Here is a 17377-nt window from a genome sequence, read left to right on the forward strand (position 1 = left end):
CCGTCACCGGCAGGTCACCAATGCGGTGCATGAGGAGGGCGGCAAGATCTGCCTGCAGCTGCTGCACGCCGGTCGCTACAGCTACCACCCGTTGTCGGTGTCCGCGTCCTCGGTCAAGGCGCCGATCAACCCGTTCCGCCCGCGCGGCCTGTCCAACTGGGGCATCTGGCGCCAGATCAAGGCTTATGCCCGCGCGGCGAAGCTGGCGAAGGAAGCCGGTTACGACGGCGTCGAGATCATGGCCAGCGAAGGCTATTTCCTGAACCAGTTCACCTGCGTTCGCACGAACAAGCGCGACGATCAGTGGGGCGGCTCGGTGGAAAACCGCTGCCGCCTGCCGGTGGAAGTGGTCAAGCATGTCCGCGAGGCGGTCGGCGAGGACTTCATCATCGTCTACCGGCTGTCGATGCTCGACCTGGTCGAAGGCGGCAACACCTGGGACGACATCGTCTACCAGGGCAAGGCGGTGGAGGCGGCCGGCGCGACCATCATCAATACCGGCATCGGTTGGCATGAGGCGCGGGTGCCGACCATCGTGACGTCAGTCCCGCGCGCGGCCTTCGCCGAGGTCACCCACCGCATGAAGGCCGAGCTGTCGATTCCGCTGGTCACGACCAACCGGATCAACGACCCCACGGTCGCCGAGGACATCATCGCCAGCGGCAAGGCCGACATGGTGTCCATGGCCCGGCCGCTGCTGGCCGACGCGGCCTTCGTCAACAAGGCGGCGGACAACCGCGCCGACGAGATCAACATCTGCATCGCTTGCAACCAGGCCTGCCTGGATCACACCTTCCAGCTCCAGCGGGCTAGCTGTCTGGTCAACCCGCGGGCCTGTTACGAAACCGAGCTGAACTTCGAGCCGACCACCGCTCCCAAGCACTTCGCCGTGGTCGGTGCCGGCCCGGCCGGGCTGGCGTTCTCGGTGGAAGCGTCCAAGCGCGGCCACAACGTCACGCTGTTCGACAAGGCCGGCGAGATCGGCGGCCAGTTCAACATGGCCAAGCGGATTCCCGGCAAGGAGGAGTTCGAGTTCTCGCTGCGCTACTTCGAGCGCCAGCTCGAACTGGCCGGCGTCACCGTCAAGCTGAACACCGAGGTCAGCGTCGAGGACCTGGTCGCCGACGAGTTCGACGAGGTGGTCCTGGCCACCGGCGTGAGCCCGCGCGTGCCGGATCTGGGCGGCATTGATCACGAAAAAGTGCTGATCTACACCGATGTGCTGCGAAACAACGCGCCCGTCGGCAAGAGCGTCGCCGTCATCGGCGCCGGCGGTATCGGCTTCGACGTCTCCGAATTCCTGGTCCAGGACACCTCACCGACACTGGACGCGGAAGCCTGGTTCGCCGAGTGGGGCGTGGATCTGACGGCCAGCAGCCCCGGCGGCCTGATTCCCAAGCATCCGGAACCGCCGGCGCGCACGGTCTACCTGCTGCAACGCAAGGACGAAAAGCTCGGCAAGCGCCTGGGCAAGACCAGCGGCTGGGTGCACCGCACCAGCCTGATGGACAAGCAGGTGCAGATGATCGGCAACGTCACCTACGATCGCGTGGACGATGCCGGCCTGCACATCTTCATCGGCGACGAACCACAGGTGCTGGAGGTCGATCACGTGGTGATCTGCGCCGGGCAGGAACCGCTGCGCGAGCTGCTGGAGGGGCTGGAAGCCTCCGGTAAGCCGGTGCATTTGATCGGTGGCGCCGATGTGGCTGCGGAACTGGATGCGAAACGGGCGATCCGGCAGGCGAGCGAGCTGGCGGCGGCGGTCTAGGCCGCCCCGGTGGGCGGCCCGGGCGGCATCATCACCGCCGGGTTGGCATCCAGCGCCAGCTGCTCACGCAGCCGATGCGCCGTAACCGACGACCACAGGAAGAAAGACACGCCAAGCAGTCCAAGCTGCGCGAGGACCAGCCCGAGGCTGACGCGCAGCGGCACCACGGTGCCGAAGGTGCCCGAGTTCAGCAGGCGACGGCCGTCCAGATAAGCGAAGAACAGCCCGCTGCAATACAGCACGAGCAGCATCACCAGCAGCAGGCAGGCCAGCGGCCCGCGACGACCACTCCAGAGCCACGCACCCAGACCGGCCTCGGCGGACACCGCGAGCAGGCCCACCGGCAACTGTGCCCAGTCCGGCATCATGCCGTAGGATGCGACCACGCCGATGAATCCGGCGAAGTTGGCCAGTTTCGTCAGGGCGGCCAGCAGCAGCAGGCTTCCGAAGAAGCGTCGGCCGATCCGGTTGAACGCAGGCTCGCGCATGCTGTTGTCTGTTCCCCTGACAAAAGGGCCGGACAAGCGCGCGGCCTCGTTTCATTATTATGTCGCCTAACTTTTAAAAGCAACGCAGGGATGCCATGTCGAAGTTCTTGATCGCCGTAGGCGTGATCATCGGCGTGTTGGGGCTGGGCACATACGCCTATATCGAGACCCATCCGCAGGAAGCGCTGGAACTCGCGCTCAAGGCGGAGCGCGATCGCGCCATGCTTCACCTGAAGACGGTGGAGGTGAATGGCGACCGCTGGCCGTACCTGGAAGGCGGCGAGGGCGACGTTGTGCTGCTGCTGCACGGCTTCGGTGGCGACAAGGACAACTGGACACGGTTCGCCGGCCATCTCACGCCGGATCATCGCGTCATCGCGCCGGACCTGCCCGGCTTCGGAGACAACGCCCGGCACGAGGATCAGTCCTACGACATCGCCACCCAGCGCGACCGCCTGGCCGCATTCGTCGAAGCCCTCGGGCTCACGCAGTTTCACCTGGCGGGCAACTCGATGGGCGGCAACCTGGCCGGCGCTTACGCACATGCCTATCCCGAACAGCTGCTGTCGCTGGGCCTGATCAACGCGGCCGGCGTCGAGTCACCGGTGCCTAGCGACCTGATGCGGGAGGTTGAATCCACCGGGCGCGTCGCCCTGATCCCTCGATCACGCGAGGACTACGACCACCTCATGGAGATGGTGTTCGTGAACCGACCCTGGGTCCCGCCGTTCGCGGTCGAGGCCCTGGCGCAACAGGCCATCGACAATGCGGACTTCCTCCAGAAGGTGTTCACCGAGTACCGGACAAACCTGTTCCGCCTGGAGCCGGTGCTGCCGGAGATCGAGACCCCGACGCTGATCATCTGGGGCGACACCGATCGCCTGATCCACGTGTCGTCCGCCCGTGTCATGGACGACCTGCTGCCGAACTCCGAACTGGAGATCATGAAGAGCACGGGTCACTGCCCGATGATCGAGGACCCGCGCGCGACGGTGGAGCTCTACGGACCGTTCATCGATCGCCACACGCCCGCGGGCATGTAACGCGACCGGCCATGCTGGACCTCACCCGGGTCAAGGCCTACCGACGGCTGGACGAAACCCTGCACACCGCCGGCCAGCCGACCCGCGAGGAGTTGCGGGCGCTCGGCACCGCCGGCATCCGTCACGTGATCAATCTGGCCATGGCGGATTCGGATGGCGCGATCGCCGACGAAGCCGCGCTGCTACGGGCGCAGGGCATCGGCTACGACCACCAGCCCATCGTGTTCACCGCGCCCACCCGCGAGCATCTGCGCCGTTTCGGCGCCGCGCTGGAACAACATGAATCCGAGCCGATTCTGGTGCATTGCGCGCTGAACATGCGGGTATCGGCGATGATCTTCATGGATCTGATCGACCGGAAGGGCATCGCTCCCGAAACCGCATTGCCCGACCTCACGGCCATCTGGACCCCGGGCGGGCCCTGGCGCGAACTGATCGACAGCGTGCTGCAAGACAACGGACACCCGCCACTGCCGGCATGACCGGATCACCCACGGTCACCGGCTTTCCACCCATCGCCGACCACCGCGCTCGCGTGCTGATTCTGGGGTCGCTGCCCAGCGTGGCCTCCGTGCAGGCGCACCAGTATTACGGCCATCCACGCAACGCGTTCTGGCCGATCATGGGCGCGCTGTTCGGCTTCGAGCCGACGCTGGACTACCCCGACCGCTGCGCGCGTCTGCGTGAAGCGGGCGTCGCGGTCTGGGATGTGGCCGCCCAGGCCGACCGCCCGGGCAGCCTGGACGCCGACATCCGCGGCGCCTCCGTGCGCCCCAACCCGCTGGATGCCCTGCTGGACGAGTGCCCGCGGATCGCCCGGGTCTTCCTCAACGGTGGCACCGCGGCCACGCTGTTCCGGCGCCATCACCCGCGCAGCACCCGCATCGCGCAGCTGCCTGCCACCCGGTTGCCGTCGACCAGCCCGGCCCACGCAAGCCTGCGTTTCGAGCAAAAACTTCAGGCCTGGACCGTGGTGAAACAGGCCGTGCAAAACAATCCCTGATTTCGCCGCGTCTAGGGAAGTACTGATTTAGTCACACCACCAAGACGGAGCCTCTCTCCTCGCGCCTTGCCTGGCCTCATTTCAGGCGGCAACTTGGCGGCATGAATCAATTAGTGCTTCCCTAGCCCTACAATCCGCGTTTTCAACATCAGGAAACCTGGCCAGCTGAGCCAGGTTCCTCGCGGAGACATCGATGACGGGACTGGTTGTTGTCGACCGGCTGGCCGATTGGCCGGAGCCGCCTGAGGGCATCGCGGTCATCACCGCGGCGGACTATCTCACCGACGACCGCCACGCCGGCGGCGGACGGCGCCGCATCTACAACCTGTGCAGCTCCTACCGGTATCAAAGCTCGGGCTACTACGTGTCGCTGCTGGCCGGGGCCCGCGGGCACCAGCCGTTGCCGGAAATCGCCACCGTGCAGGACCTCAAATCCCGCGACGGGCCGCGCATCATCCGCGCCGAAACCGACGACCTGGTGCAAACCAGCCTCGGCCGGTTGGAGTCCGACACCTACGAGTTGCATGTGTACTTTGGCCGCTGCGCCGCGCAACGCCACGCGCGCCTGGCGCGGGCCTTGTTCAATCTGTTCCCGGCGCCGCTGCTGCGTGCCCGCTTCGCCCGGCAGACCAAATGGGAAATCGTGGGCCTCTCCGCCATTGCGCTGGACGATGTGCCCACATCCCAGCGTGAGTTCCTGCACGCCTCGGCCGCCGACTACTTCGCCGGCAAGCGCCCGAGCCGCAAGCGCGTGAAGCGCGCCCGCTACGACCTGGCGATTCTTCACAATCCGGAGGAACAGGAACCGCCATCCGACGCGCGGGCGCTCAAGCAGTTTCGCAACGCTGCGGAAGACCTGGGTTTCGGCGTCGAGTTTCTGGAGCGCAGCGACTATGGCCGTCTGCTCGAATTCGATGCCCTGTTCATCCGCGAGACCACGGCGGTCAATCACCACACCTACCGGTTCGCCCGCCGGGCCGCGCAGGACGACCTGATCGTGATCGACGATCCGCAGTCCATTCTTCGCTGCACCAACAAGGTCTGGCTGGCCCAGCGGATGAAACGCGCCGGCGTGCCCACGCCCAAGACGCTGATCCTGCATCGCGGCAATCTCAAGGACGTCGCCGACGCCGTCGGTTTTCCCTGCGTGCTCAAGCAGCCGGACAGCGCGTTCTCCCGCGGAGTCGTCAAGATCAACGACGAGGCCTCGCTCAAGCAAACCGCCAAGGAGTTGCTGGAACGCTCCGACCTGCTGGTGGTGCAGTCCTTCGTGCCCACCGAGTACGACTGGCGCATCGGCATTCTCAACGGCCAGCCGCTGTACGCCTGCCGGTATTACATGGCGCCGGAGCACTGGCAGATCATCAAGCGCGACACCTCCGGCAAGCAGGAAGGCGAAGCCGACACCCTGCCCATCGATGCCGTGCCGACACGCGTGCTCGAAGTGGCGATGAAGGCGGCGAAAACCGTCGGCGACGGCCTGTACGGCGTGGACCTCAAACAGTTCGGCAACCGCGTCGCGCTGATCGAGGTGAATGACAACCCCAGCCTGGACGCCGGTGTCGAAGACCGCGTACTGGGCGCCGACCTCTACCGCATCATCATGCAGCACATGATGGATCGGCTGGACGCCCGGACGCGGAAACAGTGACCATCGCGGCACCCGTCATCCGCACCGCCCGGCCCGACGATCTGACGGCCCTGCTGGCGCTGGAGCAGGGCTTTGACGGCGACCGCATTGCCCGGCGTTCCATGCGACGCCTGCTGCAACGCCCCTCGGCCCTGATCCGCGTCATCGACTCGGACGACGACCCGACCGCGCTCGCCGCGGCCCTGATCCTGCTCACCCGCAGCAACAGCCGCATGGCACGGATCTATTCACTCATGGTGAATGCCGGCTCCCGCGGCCGGGGCCTTGGATCGCTGCTCGTGGACGATGCATCCAACCTCGCCGCGTTGGGAGGATGCACAGGCATCTGCCTGGAAGTCGCAACGACCAACACCGCCGCAATCTCGCTATACCGCAAGCATGGCTTCAGCGAACAAAAGCTCCTACCGAACTACTACGAAGACGGGAGCAACGGCATACGCCTTTGCCGTGAACTCGCCCCCTGAGCGGGACCGCTGCAGCAAGCCGCCGGATTAACCACCATAAACCCAGCGCACTGAGGCACACGAGTCGTGCCTTCCGGGAAACCGAGTGAACCGCTCCGCCTGCAAGGTGTATGTTTGCTCCGTAAGGGAGAAATAGCTTCTTCAATGGAGTGCCGCGCAGAATTGCGCCGACAGTTTTACCGCTCAGTAACTTGGCGGCGTTTGCTCCGTAGTGACACCGCCCATAAACGAGACGAGCTTGAGAAACCAGCCACTTAGGGAACCTCTATGCATAATGGATGGACTCGTAACGGCGGATTAGGCGCCCGATGGCCGCAATTGACTGGCGCAGCGGCCGCCTTTCTCCAACCGCATCACGTTAAATCAACGACTTACGTGATCTCGCAGCACGTTATACGGCCTAAAGCGGAGACATTAGGCCGCCAATGTCCACCCAATAAGCGTTATACGACATGAAGAGTTTCGTCACAACTATCATTATCGCGGCAATTTCAATGGGATGTGCAACCCATAAGATTACCCTTGATGAAAAAGCTTTGAAGCTCAAGGATGCTAAGGAAATCCAAATATCTATGGCCGGCACTCCATTTCCTCATTGCGGCGCACAGTACCTAACAGTTTTAACGATTGGATTATTTCCAAGTATCTGTGATAGAGAATATGAGGTTCGGTCAGAAAAAGCAGATACCGAAGGAGGGTTGGCAACAGTTACATATGTTCAAGGGTGGGTGTCATTAATATTGGCACCATCTTCAAATTGGTCCTTCGATGACTTTGAGCTGGAGAAGCAAATAGAGTCCAAAGTGAGGAGCATCGAGTGAGGTCGTATAACAAGTCAATCAAGCAGGGGTTGCCCTACGGGCAACCGGGACGCCCAAAGCTTCGCTTTGGCCGCCCCTTATTGAAGCGTTGGGCGTAAAAGATCATGAGCATCGCAATTCAGGACAAGATCATCGCAGGCATTGTCACAGCACATGGTGGCCTTGGTGTGCTGTGGACCTTGTATATAGGTTCGACGCTAGGCTTCCCACCGGTCTTCACTGCCAGCAATCTTGCCCTTGCGCTTGTCGGTATTTGCGCTGGCGTTGGCCTGTTCCTCGGCCGTCTGTGGGCTGTTCTTCTCGGGGCGCTATTCCTGTTGGTTCAGCTCTTTCACTTCATGAGCCCAGAGTCCAGCTTCACCTTCACACTCGGGCTTAACACGATCGTGAGCGCAGGCTGGGGAAATGTAGTCATTGGTATCAACATCTATGCCCTTGCGTTGCTCGTCTGGCTAGCCGTTCGAGCATTGAGCGCCCAACAAGGCGCTCAGGCCGGGGGTCCCGCCTCCGGCGGGCCCGCGCCTTAGCTTGAGCGTTGGGTGGCATGAAATTTCCTGATGCCACAATTCCCACGGCCCTCCTGTGCGGGGTCGGCCATGGCATCGTGTTGCCAATGGTCACACCCCCACCTTCAGAATTTGGTGTCATCGGCACTGTTGGAATCCTGATCATTACCTTTGTTCTTCCAGTGTTACTGCTTGTCATTGGTCAGCAATATCTAGTTGGTGCCCGCCGGGTCGAACGAGATTCATCAGAGCATTGGGAGCAAATCTATAAAACACTGCCGCGAGGGTTGGCCTGGCTAGTCGGAACGGGCATGTCTGGTTCGGTTTTCAATTTCGTTGTCACCTCACCATGAGGTCTGGAGCGCTGCCACCCAACAAGGCGCTGCAAGGGACGTTTTGGAGCTGCGCTCCAAAATCCCCTCCGCGGCTATGCCGCTCCGGCGCCCCTGAGCTTCAGCGTTAGCTGGCCAGTCCGTGCATATTCGAATCAGATCAATAGACGGTGCTAGTAGTCTTTGGATAAACGGCTTGACCTGGGACGGTTCGAGCGCCGCTCCTTCGCTGATTCTGGAGTCCAAGTGGGTCAGTTTCGACAGGGAGCTGCCGATCAACTCCGCAGCTGCTGATCAGTTCATTGGGCAGTTGGCCTCATTGGGGGAGGCTAAGCACGGGTCCGCCATTCTTCAGGAGGAGTATGGCGAGCAAACACTATCTCTTCATGCAGCAGATGCTGGCGCCGTGGAAGTGAGATGCACATTCATCGAGCGCTCTGATCAAGAAATTCGTGTTCAGTGCAGTTTCAGAGCAAGCTGGCGTTCACTTTATGAGCTACGCGAAGCATTCATTCAGGCGTGCTCCTGTGTATCACCCAACTGGCAATTCGAGCGTTGGATAACACGATGAGCCCGGGTGAATCAGAAGTAGCGAGGACGGGCCAGCTCTGGAAAGTCTTCCTTGCAGTTGGCTGCGCTCTTTCTGGTGGCGTTCTCTTTGCGCTTGAACTGAATCACCTTACAAACGTTGTCGGCATCGGTTTGTTGCTGTTTGGAGTGTTCTTTGGATCGCTCAGTATCCGTTGTCCCCGGTGCGGTAGGCGGTGGTTTTGGTCCGCCTTGCGTTACCATCCGAAAAGCGAGTTGCCCCATTGGGTACTCGGGGGAGAGCATTGCGTAGGTTGTTCCAATGAGGCGTAGCGAGTTACCCAACGAAGTGGTCAAGTGGACGACAAACCCGCTGCGCGTGTTTGGTTCCCTCCGTGCTGCGTACTCCGGCGCCCCCTACCTCAAGCGTTAGGTGGCAAGTTGAAATCCAATCGCCAGCGAAGGTCTGAGATTAAGTCCAAGAGGCAGGATGTCGCGCTCAAGCAGGAGGCTGACCACAGGGCGCATATGGTTCGCACCGGACGATGGCTCCCCGTGGACAGATCAAAGCTGAACATCGGTAATAGCTATGCCGTTCCACCGGACTACTATCAGGACATTGAATTCGAGTGCAGAGATTGTGGTGCTGAAGAAACTTGGACTGCTAGGCAACAAAAGTGGTGGTTCGAGGAGGCCCAGGGATATTTCTTTTCAACAGCGATACGTTGTCGAAGTTGCAGGGCTCGGGAGCGAGAAAGAAAGGCAGCGGCGAAGGAAACGCATCTTCTCGGGCTCAAGCGAAAGAACGAAAGTTCCACCTAGCCCGTGACTATGGTCGGAAGTCAATAAATTCAGGCCAAAGCAGGGTTCCAATGTTGTCCGGTTTTCATCATCACATTGGGGATGGTGATGAGCTTTCGCATGCAGGCGACCATGGCGACTTTCGGTGGTTTGCCGGCGGCCAATAGACGCTGATACTGGGTCCGGAGTTTTGGATTGCCGCTGGGTGGCGGACATGATCGCCATGAACAGCACGGTGCGGATCCGTGAGCAACCAGCTCTGATTCGGCGTTTGCCCGTGTAGCTGCCGCTGTCCTTGTTCATCGGTGCCACACCGACGAGAGCAGCGATCTCCTTATGCAGAGTCGAGTGATTACTCGCCGACGATAGTGACTGCCGTGTGGCAGGGCTACCGTAGCCGGTCACCCGAAATTGCAGGCGATACCATGTGCGCATACTATGGGCGCATAAATTTTCGTGGGCGAGAGCAATGCACAGCGAAACCACAGCCGAGGAAAAGTCCCCGGTAAATCTGCGGATTCGGACCACCCTGAAAAATAAGGCAAAGAGCCTTGGAGTGAACTTGTCCCAGACTTTGGAGCGGTCGCTCGAAGATGAAATCAGCCGTCGCGAACAACTCGAGTGGCTGGAGGCAAATCGTCAAGCCATCGAGGCTTACAACCGGCGCATCAACGAACGCGGGCCAGCATTGGCCGCATACCGCAGCTTCTGAGGTCCGCATGCCGCAGTTCGACTACTACGCCAACCCCAACCCTCGGTCGCGTGAGTGGGCGCCGTACATCGTCGATCTTCAGCATGAAATGCTGAGTGCGCTCAGCACTCGCATTATGGCGCCCCTGGTCATTGCCCAACCATCAGAGGAGCCAACGATGCAGCGCCTGAACCCAGTCGTATTGATCGAGGGTCAACAGTATTTCCTGTCAACAACAGAGTTGGCATCGGTTCCTTGCAAAGAGCTGGCTGCGTCCCGCGGGACTCTATCTGAACATCGTGGCGAGCTGCTTGCTGCGGTGGATCTTCTGTTTACTGCTGTGTAGGTGTTCTTGCCCTGGTGAAGTTGTCGCCCAACAAGTGACGATGGTCAGAAAGATAGTTCCTGCGGTTCAGTGAACACCCGACCAACCAGCTACCGGAGAACCGATGTCAGCCGCCCGATCTGTCAGTGAACTCGTTGCGGAACTTGAGTCGGGGCGTTCGGCCAAGTACGTCTATTTCTGGGGCCATCGGCAACGGTCACCGGAGCGCCGCGACCCCTCGTGTCTGAGCCAGTGGTTCCCCGCACCATTCACGGTGGAGGGTGTGGATTACGCAAGCGCCGAGCATTTCATGATGGCGGAGAAGGCGCGGCTGTTTGGGGATGACGCCAGTCGGCAGAAGGCGATCCAAGCGGCTTCGCCGGGCGCTGCCAAGGCGGCCGGTCGTGAGGTCGTTGGTTTTGACAGCAATCGATGGGATGCGGCGAAGTTTGCGGCGGTGGTGCAGGCGAATCTCGGCAAGTTCGGGGCTCATGCCGACTTGCGTGCGTATTTGCTGAGTACCGGCGAGCGGGTCCTGGTCGAGGCGAGCCCGATTGATCCGATCTGGGGCATCGGGATGGATCTCAACGAGGCGATGGTCACGCACCCCAACCAATGGCGCGGCGAGAATCTGCTGGGATTCGCGCTGATGGAGGTGCGTGATCGTTTGCAGGATGCGGGGGCCGGCCCAACCGGCACGGGTTAGGACCTTTTCACATCTACGAGGACCATCGCATGAAGAACTTTCCCGAGCACTACAAGGAATTGAACACCTGGATGGAAAAGCTGGGCATGGCCATTCCCGAGGTCATGCAGGGCTTCGGAACGTTGCACCAGGCCAGCCTGAAAACCGGCGCGCTGGATTCGAAGGTGAAGGAGCTGATCGCGCTGGCCATCGCCATCACGGTGCGATGCGACGGCTGCATTTCGTTCCACGTGCATGACGCCATGCAGGCAGGCGCCAGCAAGGAGGAGGTGGCCGAAACGGTGGCCGTCGCCATTCTGATGGGAGGCGGGCCCTCGGTGGTTTACGGCATCGAGGCGATGCAGGCGCTGAGCCAGTACCAGGAACAGGGCCTGTAGGCAGGGAGCCTCCACCGCGCGGCCTTTCGACTTCGCGCTGTGAGGCTTCGAGGTGAGGCGCCGGAAGTCGTGAGTCCAACAGCCCGTCAACTGCAGGTGCTCATCGGCGCGGCCGCGATCCTCGCGCCCGGCATCCACACGCTGACCGATGTGGCCGAGTGGGTCACGAAGGGTTTCTCCGTGCCTCAACTCTGGGCGAACTATTTGGCCTTCGTCATCATGCCGTTTCTGTTCGTGGGGCTGTTCGCGGTGCAGCGCGAGACGATCGGCATTCTCGGGCTCGTCGGCGCGTTGCTGTACGGGGCGGCGTTTATCTACTTCGCCCACACCACGCTGTACGCACTCGTGGAGCAAGTTCCGGACTACGAGTCGCTGTGGTCGCGGTTGGGCAGCGTCTACACCGCCCACGGCATCCTGATGATTCTGGGCGGGTTGTTGTTTGGCGCCGCAACCTTCCGCGCGGGCCGCTTTCCGCGATGGACGGCCATCGTCTTTCTGTGCGGAATCGCGATCAACCTGGCACTGGGCATCATCGCGACGCCGGAGATCTTCCAGGTGTTCGGCAGCGCCCTTCGCAACGCGGGACTGATCGGGATGGGCGTCGTGCTGCTGATGCGGCCTACGCCACATCCCGCGTGACCAGGCGAAAACCGTTTGCCGGATGCATCAGTCGCACGCTGGTCACGGCCTGCCCCTGCCACCAGGTGCGGCGTTCGATGACGAACAACGCGTCGCCGATGTCGAGGCTGAGCCTGGAGGCGTTCCGTGAGGTGGCGTTCGCGGCCGTCAGCACGTGCTCGGCATCGCTCAGCGGTTTCACGTCCAGCAGCCACTCGCCGGGCGGCAGTTCGGCGAACGAAACCTCCCGCGCTTCGGGGACAGCCGTCAGATTGATCCAGCGCTCCTCCAATTGGTATGGCCGGTCATCCGCCCAGTGCCGGCAAAGCACTTCCATGACCTCCGCTTCACGATTCAAACCCAACTGATCGGCGACACGGACCGGCGGCGTGCGTAAACGCTGGCGCAGGCATTCGTAGCGATAGGTCTTGCCGTCCGTTTCCACCTGCTGCCGCGCCTGGCGGATGGTGAGCCGCGTGTGGCGCCCACGACCCGCGACAACTTCGGTCCCGCGACGGCGCCAACGCTTCACGATGCCGTCCTCGGCCAGCTCCCGCAGCGCGCGGTTGACGGTAACGCGCGCACAGCCGTACTCGTCCGCCAGCTGGACTTCGCCCGGCATGGTGCTGCCCGCCGGCCACTCTCCGGCCCGCAGCCGGGTCAGCAGCGCCGCCTTGACCTCCCGGTAGCCGGTCGCCATCAGCCGGTCAGCTCCGCCAGCGTGCGGCGATAGGCGGCCTCGACGGCCTCCCGTTCAACATGGCGGCCATCCCGCACCCGGTGGTGGCCGGCCGACCACACATCGCGAACCACCCGTCCCGGCGCGGAGAAGATCCAGGCATCCAGCCAACCGTCGCCAGTGACGCCAGCCAGGTCCAGGCGCGTCCGGTCCAGCGTCAGCAAATCGGCCCAGTTACCCGGGGCGATTTCGCCGCTGGCGCGGCCCAGGGCCGCGGCGCCACCCGCGCAGGCGGCATCGAACAACACCCGGCCGTTGGAATAATCGTCATCCGCGATGACGGCCCGGCTTCGGCGTTGCAATCGCTGCCCGTACTCCAGCGTTCGCAGTTCCTCGGCCAGATCGATGCGCACGTTGGAATCGGTGCCGATGCCGAAGCGGCCTCCGGCATCGCGGAAATCCACGGCGCGGAAGATGCCATCACCCAGGTTGGCTTCCGTGACCGGTGCCAGACCCACCGTGGCGCCGCTGGCCGCGAGCGATGCGACCTCCGCATCGTCCAGATGCGTGGCATGCAAGAGGCACCAGCGATCATCAACCGGGACGTGTTCCAGCAGCCATTGCACCGGGCGCAACCCCGTCGCGGCGAGCACCTCGTCCACCTCGCCGGTTTGCTCGGCGATGTGGATGTGGATCGGGCCGCCCTGAACCAGCTCGATCGCCAGCTTCAAGCCACCCGAATCGACGGCACGCAGGCTGTGCGGCGCCACGCCGAGGCGGGCATCCGGCCGGGTGCGCGCCAGCACATCGCGGGCGGCGCTCATCAAGGTGGCGAAGCGATCCGCATCACAGGCGAACCGCTGCTGGCCACCGGCCGGCGGACGACCATCCAGGCCTCCGCGCTGGTACAGCACCGGCAGGTGCGTCAACCCGATCCCGGCGGTCTCGGTCGCGGCGACAATCCGTGACGTGGTCTCCGCGATGTTCGCGTAGGCCGCACCGCCGACCGCGTGATGCAGGTAGTGAAACTCCGCCACCGCAGCGTAGCCGGCCTCCAGCATCTCGACATACGCCAGTGCCGCGACGGCCAGCAGGTGGTCCGGTGTCATCCGGTCGACGAAGCGATACATCTGCTCGCGCCAGGTCCAGAAGCTGTCGTTGGCCCCGCTTCGGCGTTCGGTGCGCCCGGCCATGGCGCGTTGAAAAGCGTGGCTGTGCAGATTGCCCGGCGCCGGCAGCAGCACGCGATCGCTCAGCCGCTGGTCACCGGCCTGTGGCAGCGCATCCGTGTGCACCGACGCGATGCGACCGGCGGCATCGATCGACACCCGCACGTCGCGTTGCCATTGCCCGGCGACCAGGGCGCAGTCTGCATGCAAGGTGGTGGTCATCGATCGGATGTGACGCGCTCGGCCGCTCAATATGTATGTACATAATCTAATCCCGCGCGGCATACTATGTCGAGATGAAGCAGCGACTCCTCAGCCATGCACGCGTGCTGATGCCGGACGGCAGCGTCCTGGCGGACGCCACCGTGGCCGTCGATCACGACCGCATCGCCTGGGTCGGCACCGAACCACCGGCGGAGATGGCGGACTGGCCCGCCGACGATCTCGGCGGTGATCTGCTCACCCCGGCACTGCTCGATTGCCACACGCATCTGGTGCATGGCGGCCACCGCGCCCGCGAGTTCGAGCTGCGGCTGAATGGCGCCAGCTACGAGGACATCGCCCGCGCCGGCGGCGGGATTCTCGGCACGGTTGCCGCGACCCGCGCCGCCTCGGAAGACGCACTGGTCGAGACCGCGTTGCCGCGCCTGGATGCCCTGCTGGCGGAAGGCGTTGGCGTCGTGGAGATCAAGTCCGGTTACGGCCTGGATCGCGACACCGAACTGAAGATGCTGCGCGCCGCGACACGGCTGGCAACGCTGCGGCCCGTGCGCATCGTGCGCAGCTTTCTGGGTGCGCACGCAATCCCGCCGGAGTACAGCGGCCGCGCCGATGCCTATCTGGACGAAGTCTGCCTGCCCACCTTGGAGGCCGCGCATGCCGAAGGGCTGGTCGACATGGTCGATGGCTTCTGTGAGGGCATCGCGTTTTCGCCGGAGCAGATCGGCCGCGTGTTCGACCAGGCCGAAGCGCTGGGCCTGCCGATCAAGCTGCATGCCGAACAGTTGTCCGATCTGGGCGGCGCGGTGATGGCCGCCGGGCGCGGGGCACGCTCGGTGGAGCATCTGGAATGCCTGAACCCCACCGATGCCGAAGCGCTGGCTGCGGCGGGCACGGTGGCCGTGCTGTTGCCGGGCGCGTTCTACGCCCTGCGCGAGACCCGTCGTCCGCCCATCGACGCGCTGCGCGCCGCCGGCGTGCCCATGGCCGTGTCCACCGACTGCAATCCCGGCTCGTCGCCGCTGACCTCGCTGCTGCTGGCGATGAACATGGCCTGCACGCTGTTCCGCCTGACCCCGGCGGAGGCGCTGGCCGGGGTGACGAAACATGCAGCGAAAGCGCTGGGGCTGGACGCGGAGTACGGCGTCATCGAGCCCGGCCGCCGCGTCGATCTGGTTCGCTGGGCGGTGCAAGACCCCGCCGAGCTGAGCTATCGGATCGGCTTCAACCCCTTGCGTGAACGCATCCGCGGAGCCGCCGCATGACCGTGAATCTCGTCCCGGGCGCCGTCAGCCTGAGCCAGCTTGTCCGCGTCGCCGAAGCGGGAACCGCGGTCACGCTGGACCCGTCGGCCCGTGAACGCGTCGAGGCCAGCGCCGCCCGCGTGCAGCAGGTCGCCGCCGGTCAGGACGCCGTCTATGGCATCAACACCGGCTTCGGCAAGCTCGCCAGCGTGCGCATCGGCGCAGCGGACACCGCCACCCTGCAACGCAATCTGATCCTCTCGCACTGCGCCGGCGTCGGCGAGCCATTGGCCGAACCCGTCGTCCGGCTGATCGCCGCACTCAAGCTGGCGTCGCTGGGGCGGGGTGCCTCCGGCGTGCGCTGGACGGTCATCGAACAATTGCAGGCCCTGCTGCGCGAAGGCGTCACCCCCGTGGTGCCGGCGCAAGGCTCCGTGGGTGCCTCGGGCGATCTCGCACCGCTGGCGCATCTGACGGCCGTGATGCTCGGGGAGGGCGAGGCGTTCTACCAGGGCCAACGAATGCCCGGCGGGGCGGCGCTGGCGGCGGCCGGACTGCAACCGATCACGCTGGGGCCGAAGGAAGGCCTGGCAATGATCAACGGCACACAGGTCTCCACCGCGCTGGCCATCACCGGCCTGCAACGGGCCTGGAATCTGGCGCTTACGGCGCTGATCACCGGAGCGCTATCCACCGATGCGGCCATGGGGTCTTCCGCGCCTTTTCGCCACGAGATTCACGAACTTCGCGGACATTTGGGGCAGATCGACGCCGCCGATACGCTGCGCCTGCTGATGGACGGCTCCGGCATTCGCGACAGCCACATGGCCAATGACGAGCGCGTGCAGGACCCGTACTGCCTGCGCTGCCAGCCGCAGGTGATGGGCGCCGTCATCGACCTGCTGCGGCAAACCGCGCGCACACTGACCATCGAGGCCAACGCGGCCACCGACAACCCGCTGGTGCTGGACGATGGCTCGGTGGTCTCCGGCGGCAACTTCCACGCCGAACCCGTCGCATTCGCCGCCGACCAGATCGCCCTGGCGCTGGCCGAGACCGGCTCCATCGCCCAGCGCCGCATTTCGCTGCTGGTCGATCCCGCGCTCAGCTTCGGCCTGCCGGCGTTTCTGACGCCAAAGCCGGGGCTGAACTCCGGGCTGATGATTGCCGAGGTGACCTCGGCGGCGTTGATGTCCGAGAACAAGCAGCTCGCGACCCCGGCGTCGGTCGATTCAACGCCGACGTCGGCGAACCAGGAAGACCACGTATCCATGGCCTGCCACGGCGCCCGGCGCCTGCTGCGCATGGCCGACAACCTGGCCGGCATTCTCGGCGTGGAAGCACTCTGCGCCGCGCAAGGCGTGGAGCTGCGAGCACCGTTGATCACCAGCCCGACGCTGCAGCAGGTCATCGCCCGCATCCGCGGCGAAGTGCCCGCGCTGGCGGAGGATCGCTATCTGTCGCCCGATCTGGAACGGGCCGCGGCGCTGGTCAGCTCCGGTGCGCTGGTCGAGGCGGCCGGCGTGCCCCAGCCCTGGCTGGTGTCATGACCCCGGTTGTGGTCGACGAGGGCAGCAGCCCCGTAATCCTCGCCGCGCCACATGCCGGCGTGGACATGCCGGATTCGATCAGGGCGCGGCTGAATGCCACCGGGCGCGCGCTTGCCGACACCGACTGGCACGTCGATCGGCTTTATCGCGGACTGCTGCCGACGGCGACCACGGTGACCGCCACGTTTCACCGCTACGTGATCGACGCCAACCGCGACCCCGGCGGCCAAAGCCTTTACCCCGGGCAGAACACCACCGGACTGGTGCCGCGCATCGACTTCGACAACGCACCGATCTGGAGAGCCGGCCAGGCGCCCGATGAGGACGAGATCGCCGAACGGCTGGCACGGTTTCACCAGCCCTACCACGCCGCACTCGCCGCGCAGATCGA

The 17377-nt window shown here is 63.9% G+C and carries 23 protein-coding genes; 18 read left to right on the forward strand and 5 right to left on the reverse strand.

Annotated elements, in window-relative coordinates; genetic code table 11:
- Positions 1-1771: NADPH-dependent 2,4-dienoyl-CoA reductase (locus ABNS06_RS04420; RefSeq protein ID WP_348672808.1), on the forward strand; the 1771-nt coding region annotated here is incomplete at its 5' end.
- On the opposite strand, the gene ABNS06_RS04425 is transcribed toward ABNS06_RS04420, so the two are convergent.
- The gene (locus ABNS06_RS04425) at positions 1768-2259 is read right to left on the reverse strand and encodes a MauE/DoxX family redox-associated membrane protein (RefSeq protein ID WP_348672809.1); all 492 of its coding nucleotides are present in this window, start codon (positions 2257-2259) and stop codon (positions 1768-1770) included. The genes ABNS06_RS04420 and ABNS06_RS04425 overlap by 4 nt on opposite strands.
- A gap of 95 nt (positions 2260-2354) precedes the next feature.
- Here ABNS06_RS04425 and ABNS06_RS04430 point away from each other — a divergent pair, with 95 nt between their 5' ends.
- The 9 genes from ABNS06_RS04430 to ABNS06_RS04470 all read left to right on the forward strand — a co-directional run bounded on the left by ABNS06_RS04430 (position 2355) and on the right by ABNS06_RS04470 (position 8650).
- Positions 2355-3302 carry an alpha/beta hydrolase gene (locus tag ABNS06_RS04430; protein WP_348672810.1) on the forward strand — a complete coding sequence of 316 codons (948 nt, stop codon included), beginning with the start codon at positions 2355-2357 and terminating at the stop codon, positions 3300-3302.
- Positions 3303-3313: 11 nt separating this feature from the next.
- Positions 3314-3784: a protein tyrosine phosphatase family protein gene (locus ABNS06_RS04435; RefSeq protein WP_348672811.1), complete on the forward strand. Its 471-nt coding sequence runs from the start codon at positions 3314-3316 to the stop codon at positions 3782-3784.
- Entirely contained in the window at positions 3781-4305 is a 525-nt protein-coding gene (locus tag ABNS06_RS04440; RefSeq protein ID WP_348672812.1) for a DNA-deoxyinosine glycosylase, read from the forward strand. Before ABNS06_RS04435 ends, ABNS06_RS04440 begins: the two co-directional genes overlap by 4 nt.
- Before the next feature lie 193 nt (positions 4306-4498).
- Positions 4499-5956: a RimK family protein gene (locus tag ABNS06_RS04445; protein ID WP_348672813.1), complete on the forward strand. Its 1458-nt coding sequence runs from the start codon at positions 4499-4501 to the stop codon at positions 5954-5956.
- Positions 5953-6420, forward strand: a complete 468-nt coding sequence (locus ABNS06_RS04450) for an N-acetyltransferase (protein WP_348672814.1) — start codon at positions 5953-5955, stop codon at positions 6418-6420. Before ABNS06_RS04445 ends, ABNS06_RS04450 begins: the two co-directional genes overlap by 4 nt.
- A gap of 452 nt (positions 6421-6872) precedes the next feature.
- The gene (locus ABNS06_RS04455) at positions 6873-7241 is read left to right on the forward strand and encodes a hypothetical protein (RefSeq protein WP_348672815.1); all 369 of its coding nucleotides are present in this window, start codon (positions 6873-6875) and stop codon (positions 7239-7241) included.
- A 104-nt stretch (positions 7242-7345) separates the two neighbouring features.
- On the forward strand, positions 7346-7768 hold the full coding sequence (locus ABNS06_RS04460; RefSeq protein WP_348672816.1) for a hypothetical protein: 423 nt from the start codon (positions 7346-7348) through the stop codon (positions 7766-7768).
- Between the two features lie 17 nt (positions 7769-7785).
- A complete protein-coding gene (locus ABNS06_RS04465; RefSeq protein ID WP_348672817.1) occupies positions 7786-8100 on the forward strand; it encodes a hypothetical protein in 315 nt (104 codons plus the stop codon).
- 175 nt (positions 8101-8275) lie between these two features.
- A complete protein-coding gene (locus ABNS06_RS04470; protein WP_348672819.1) occupies positions 8276-8650 on the forward strand; it encodes a hypothetical protein in 375 nt (124 codons plus the stop codon).
- An 11-nt stretch (positions 8651-8661) separates the two neighbouring features.
- Here ABNS06_RS04470 and ABNS06_RS04475 read toward each other — a convergent pair whose 3' ends face one another.
- Entirely contained in the window at positions 8662-8913 is a 252-nt protein-coding gene (locus tag ABNS06_RS04475; RefSeq protein WP_348672820.1) for a hypothetical protein, read from the reverse strand.
- A 405-nt stretch (positions 8914-9318) separates the two neighbouring features.
- A complete protein-coding gene (locus ABNS06_RS04480) occupies positions 9319-9843 on the reverse strand; it encodes a transposase (protein ID WP_348672821.1) in 525 nt (174 codons plus the stop codon).
- A 34-nt stretch (positions 9844-9877) separates the two neighbouring features.
- Here ABNS06_RS04480 and ABNS06_RS04485 point away from each other — a divergent pair, with 34 nt between their 5' ends.
- The 5 genes from ABNS06_RS04485 (at position 9878) to ABNS06_RS04505 (ending at position 12146) form a co-directional block, all read left to right on the forward strand.
- Positions 9878-10120: a type II toxin-antitoxin system CcdA family antitoxin gene (locus tag ABNS06_RS04485; protein WP_348672822.1), complete on the forward strand. Its 243-nt coding sequence runs from the start codon at positions 9878-9880 to the stop codon at positions 10118-10120.
- Positions 10121-10127: 7 nt separating this feature from the next.
- Entirely contained in the window at positions 10128-10445 is a 318-nt protein-coding gene (locus ABNS06_RS04490) for a CcdB family protein (RefSeq protein ID WP_348672824.1), read from the forward strand.
- A 103-nt stretch (positions 10446-10548) separates the two neighbouring features.
- Positions 10549-11130 (forward strand): NADAR family protein, encoded by a 582-nt coding sequence (locus ABNS06_RS04495; RefSeq protein ID WP_348672825.1) that lies wholly within the window; start codon positions 10549-10551, stop codon positions 11128-11130.
- 29 nt (positions 11131-11159) lie between these two features.
- Positions 11160-11507, forward strand: coding sequence for a carboxymuconolactone decarboxylase family protein (locus tag ABNS06_RS04500; RefSeq protein WP_348672826.1), 348 nt, complete (start codon positions 11160-11162; stop codon positions 11505-11507).
- A 69-nt stretch (positions 11508-11576) separates the two neighbouring features.
- Complete coding sequence (locus ABNS06_RS04505; RefSeq protein WP_348672827.1) at positions 11577-12146, forward strand: hypothetical protein; 570 nt, start codon at positions 11577-11579, stop codon at positions 12144-12146.
- Here the strand turns inward: ABNS06_RS04505 and ABNS06_RS04510 are convergent.
- A complete protein-coding gene (locus tag ABNS06_RS04510) occupies positions 12127-12825 on the reverse strand; it encodes a UTRA domain-containing protein (RefSeq protein WP_348672828.1) in 699 nt (232 codons plus the stop codon). The two genes, ABNS06_RS04505 and ABNS06_RS04510, sit on opposite strands and share 20 nt — an antisense overlap.
- Entirely contained in the window at positions 12825-14195 is a 1371-nt protein-coding gene (locus ABNS06_RS04515; protein ID WP_348672829.1) for a formimidoylglutamate deiminase, read from the reverse strand. Before ABNS06_RS04515 ends, ABNS06_RS04510 begins: the two co-directional genes overlap by 1 nt.
- Before the next feature lie 74 nt (positions 14196-14269).
- Between ABNS06_RS04515 and hutI the strand changes: the two genes are divergently transcribed.
- The 3 genes from hutI to ABNS06_RS04530 all read left to right on the forward strand — a co-directional run.
- Complete coding sequence (gene hutI / locus ABNS06_RS04520; RefSeq protein WP_348672830.1) at positions 14270-15457, forward strand: imidazolonepropionase; 1188 nt, start codon at positions 14270-14272, stop codon at positions 15455-15457.
- The gene (hutH, locus tag ABNS06_RS04525) at positions 15454-16986 is read left to right on the forward strand and encodes a histidine ammonia-lyase (protein WP_348672831.1); all 1533 of its coding nucleotides are present in this window, start codon (positions 15454-15456) and stop codon (positions 16984-16986) included. Before hutI ends, hutH begins: the two co-directional genes overlap by 4 nt.
- The coding region (locus ABNS06_RS04530) for an N-formylglutamate amidohydrolase (RefSeq protein WP_348672833.1) at positions 16983-17377 on the forward strand (395 nt) is incomplete at its 3' end. The genes hutH and ABNS06_RS04530, both read left to right, overlap by 4 nt.

Source organism: uncultured Abyssibacter sp. (genome assembly GCF_964000955.1).
GTDB lineage: Bacteria > Pseudomonadota > Gammaproteobacteria > Nevskiales > OUC007 > Abyssibacter.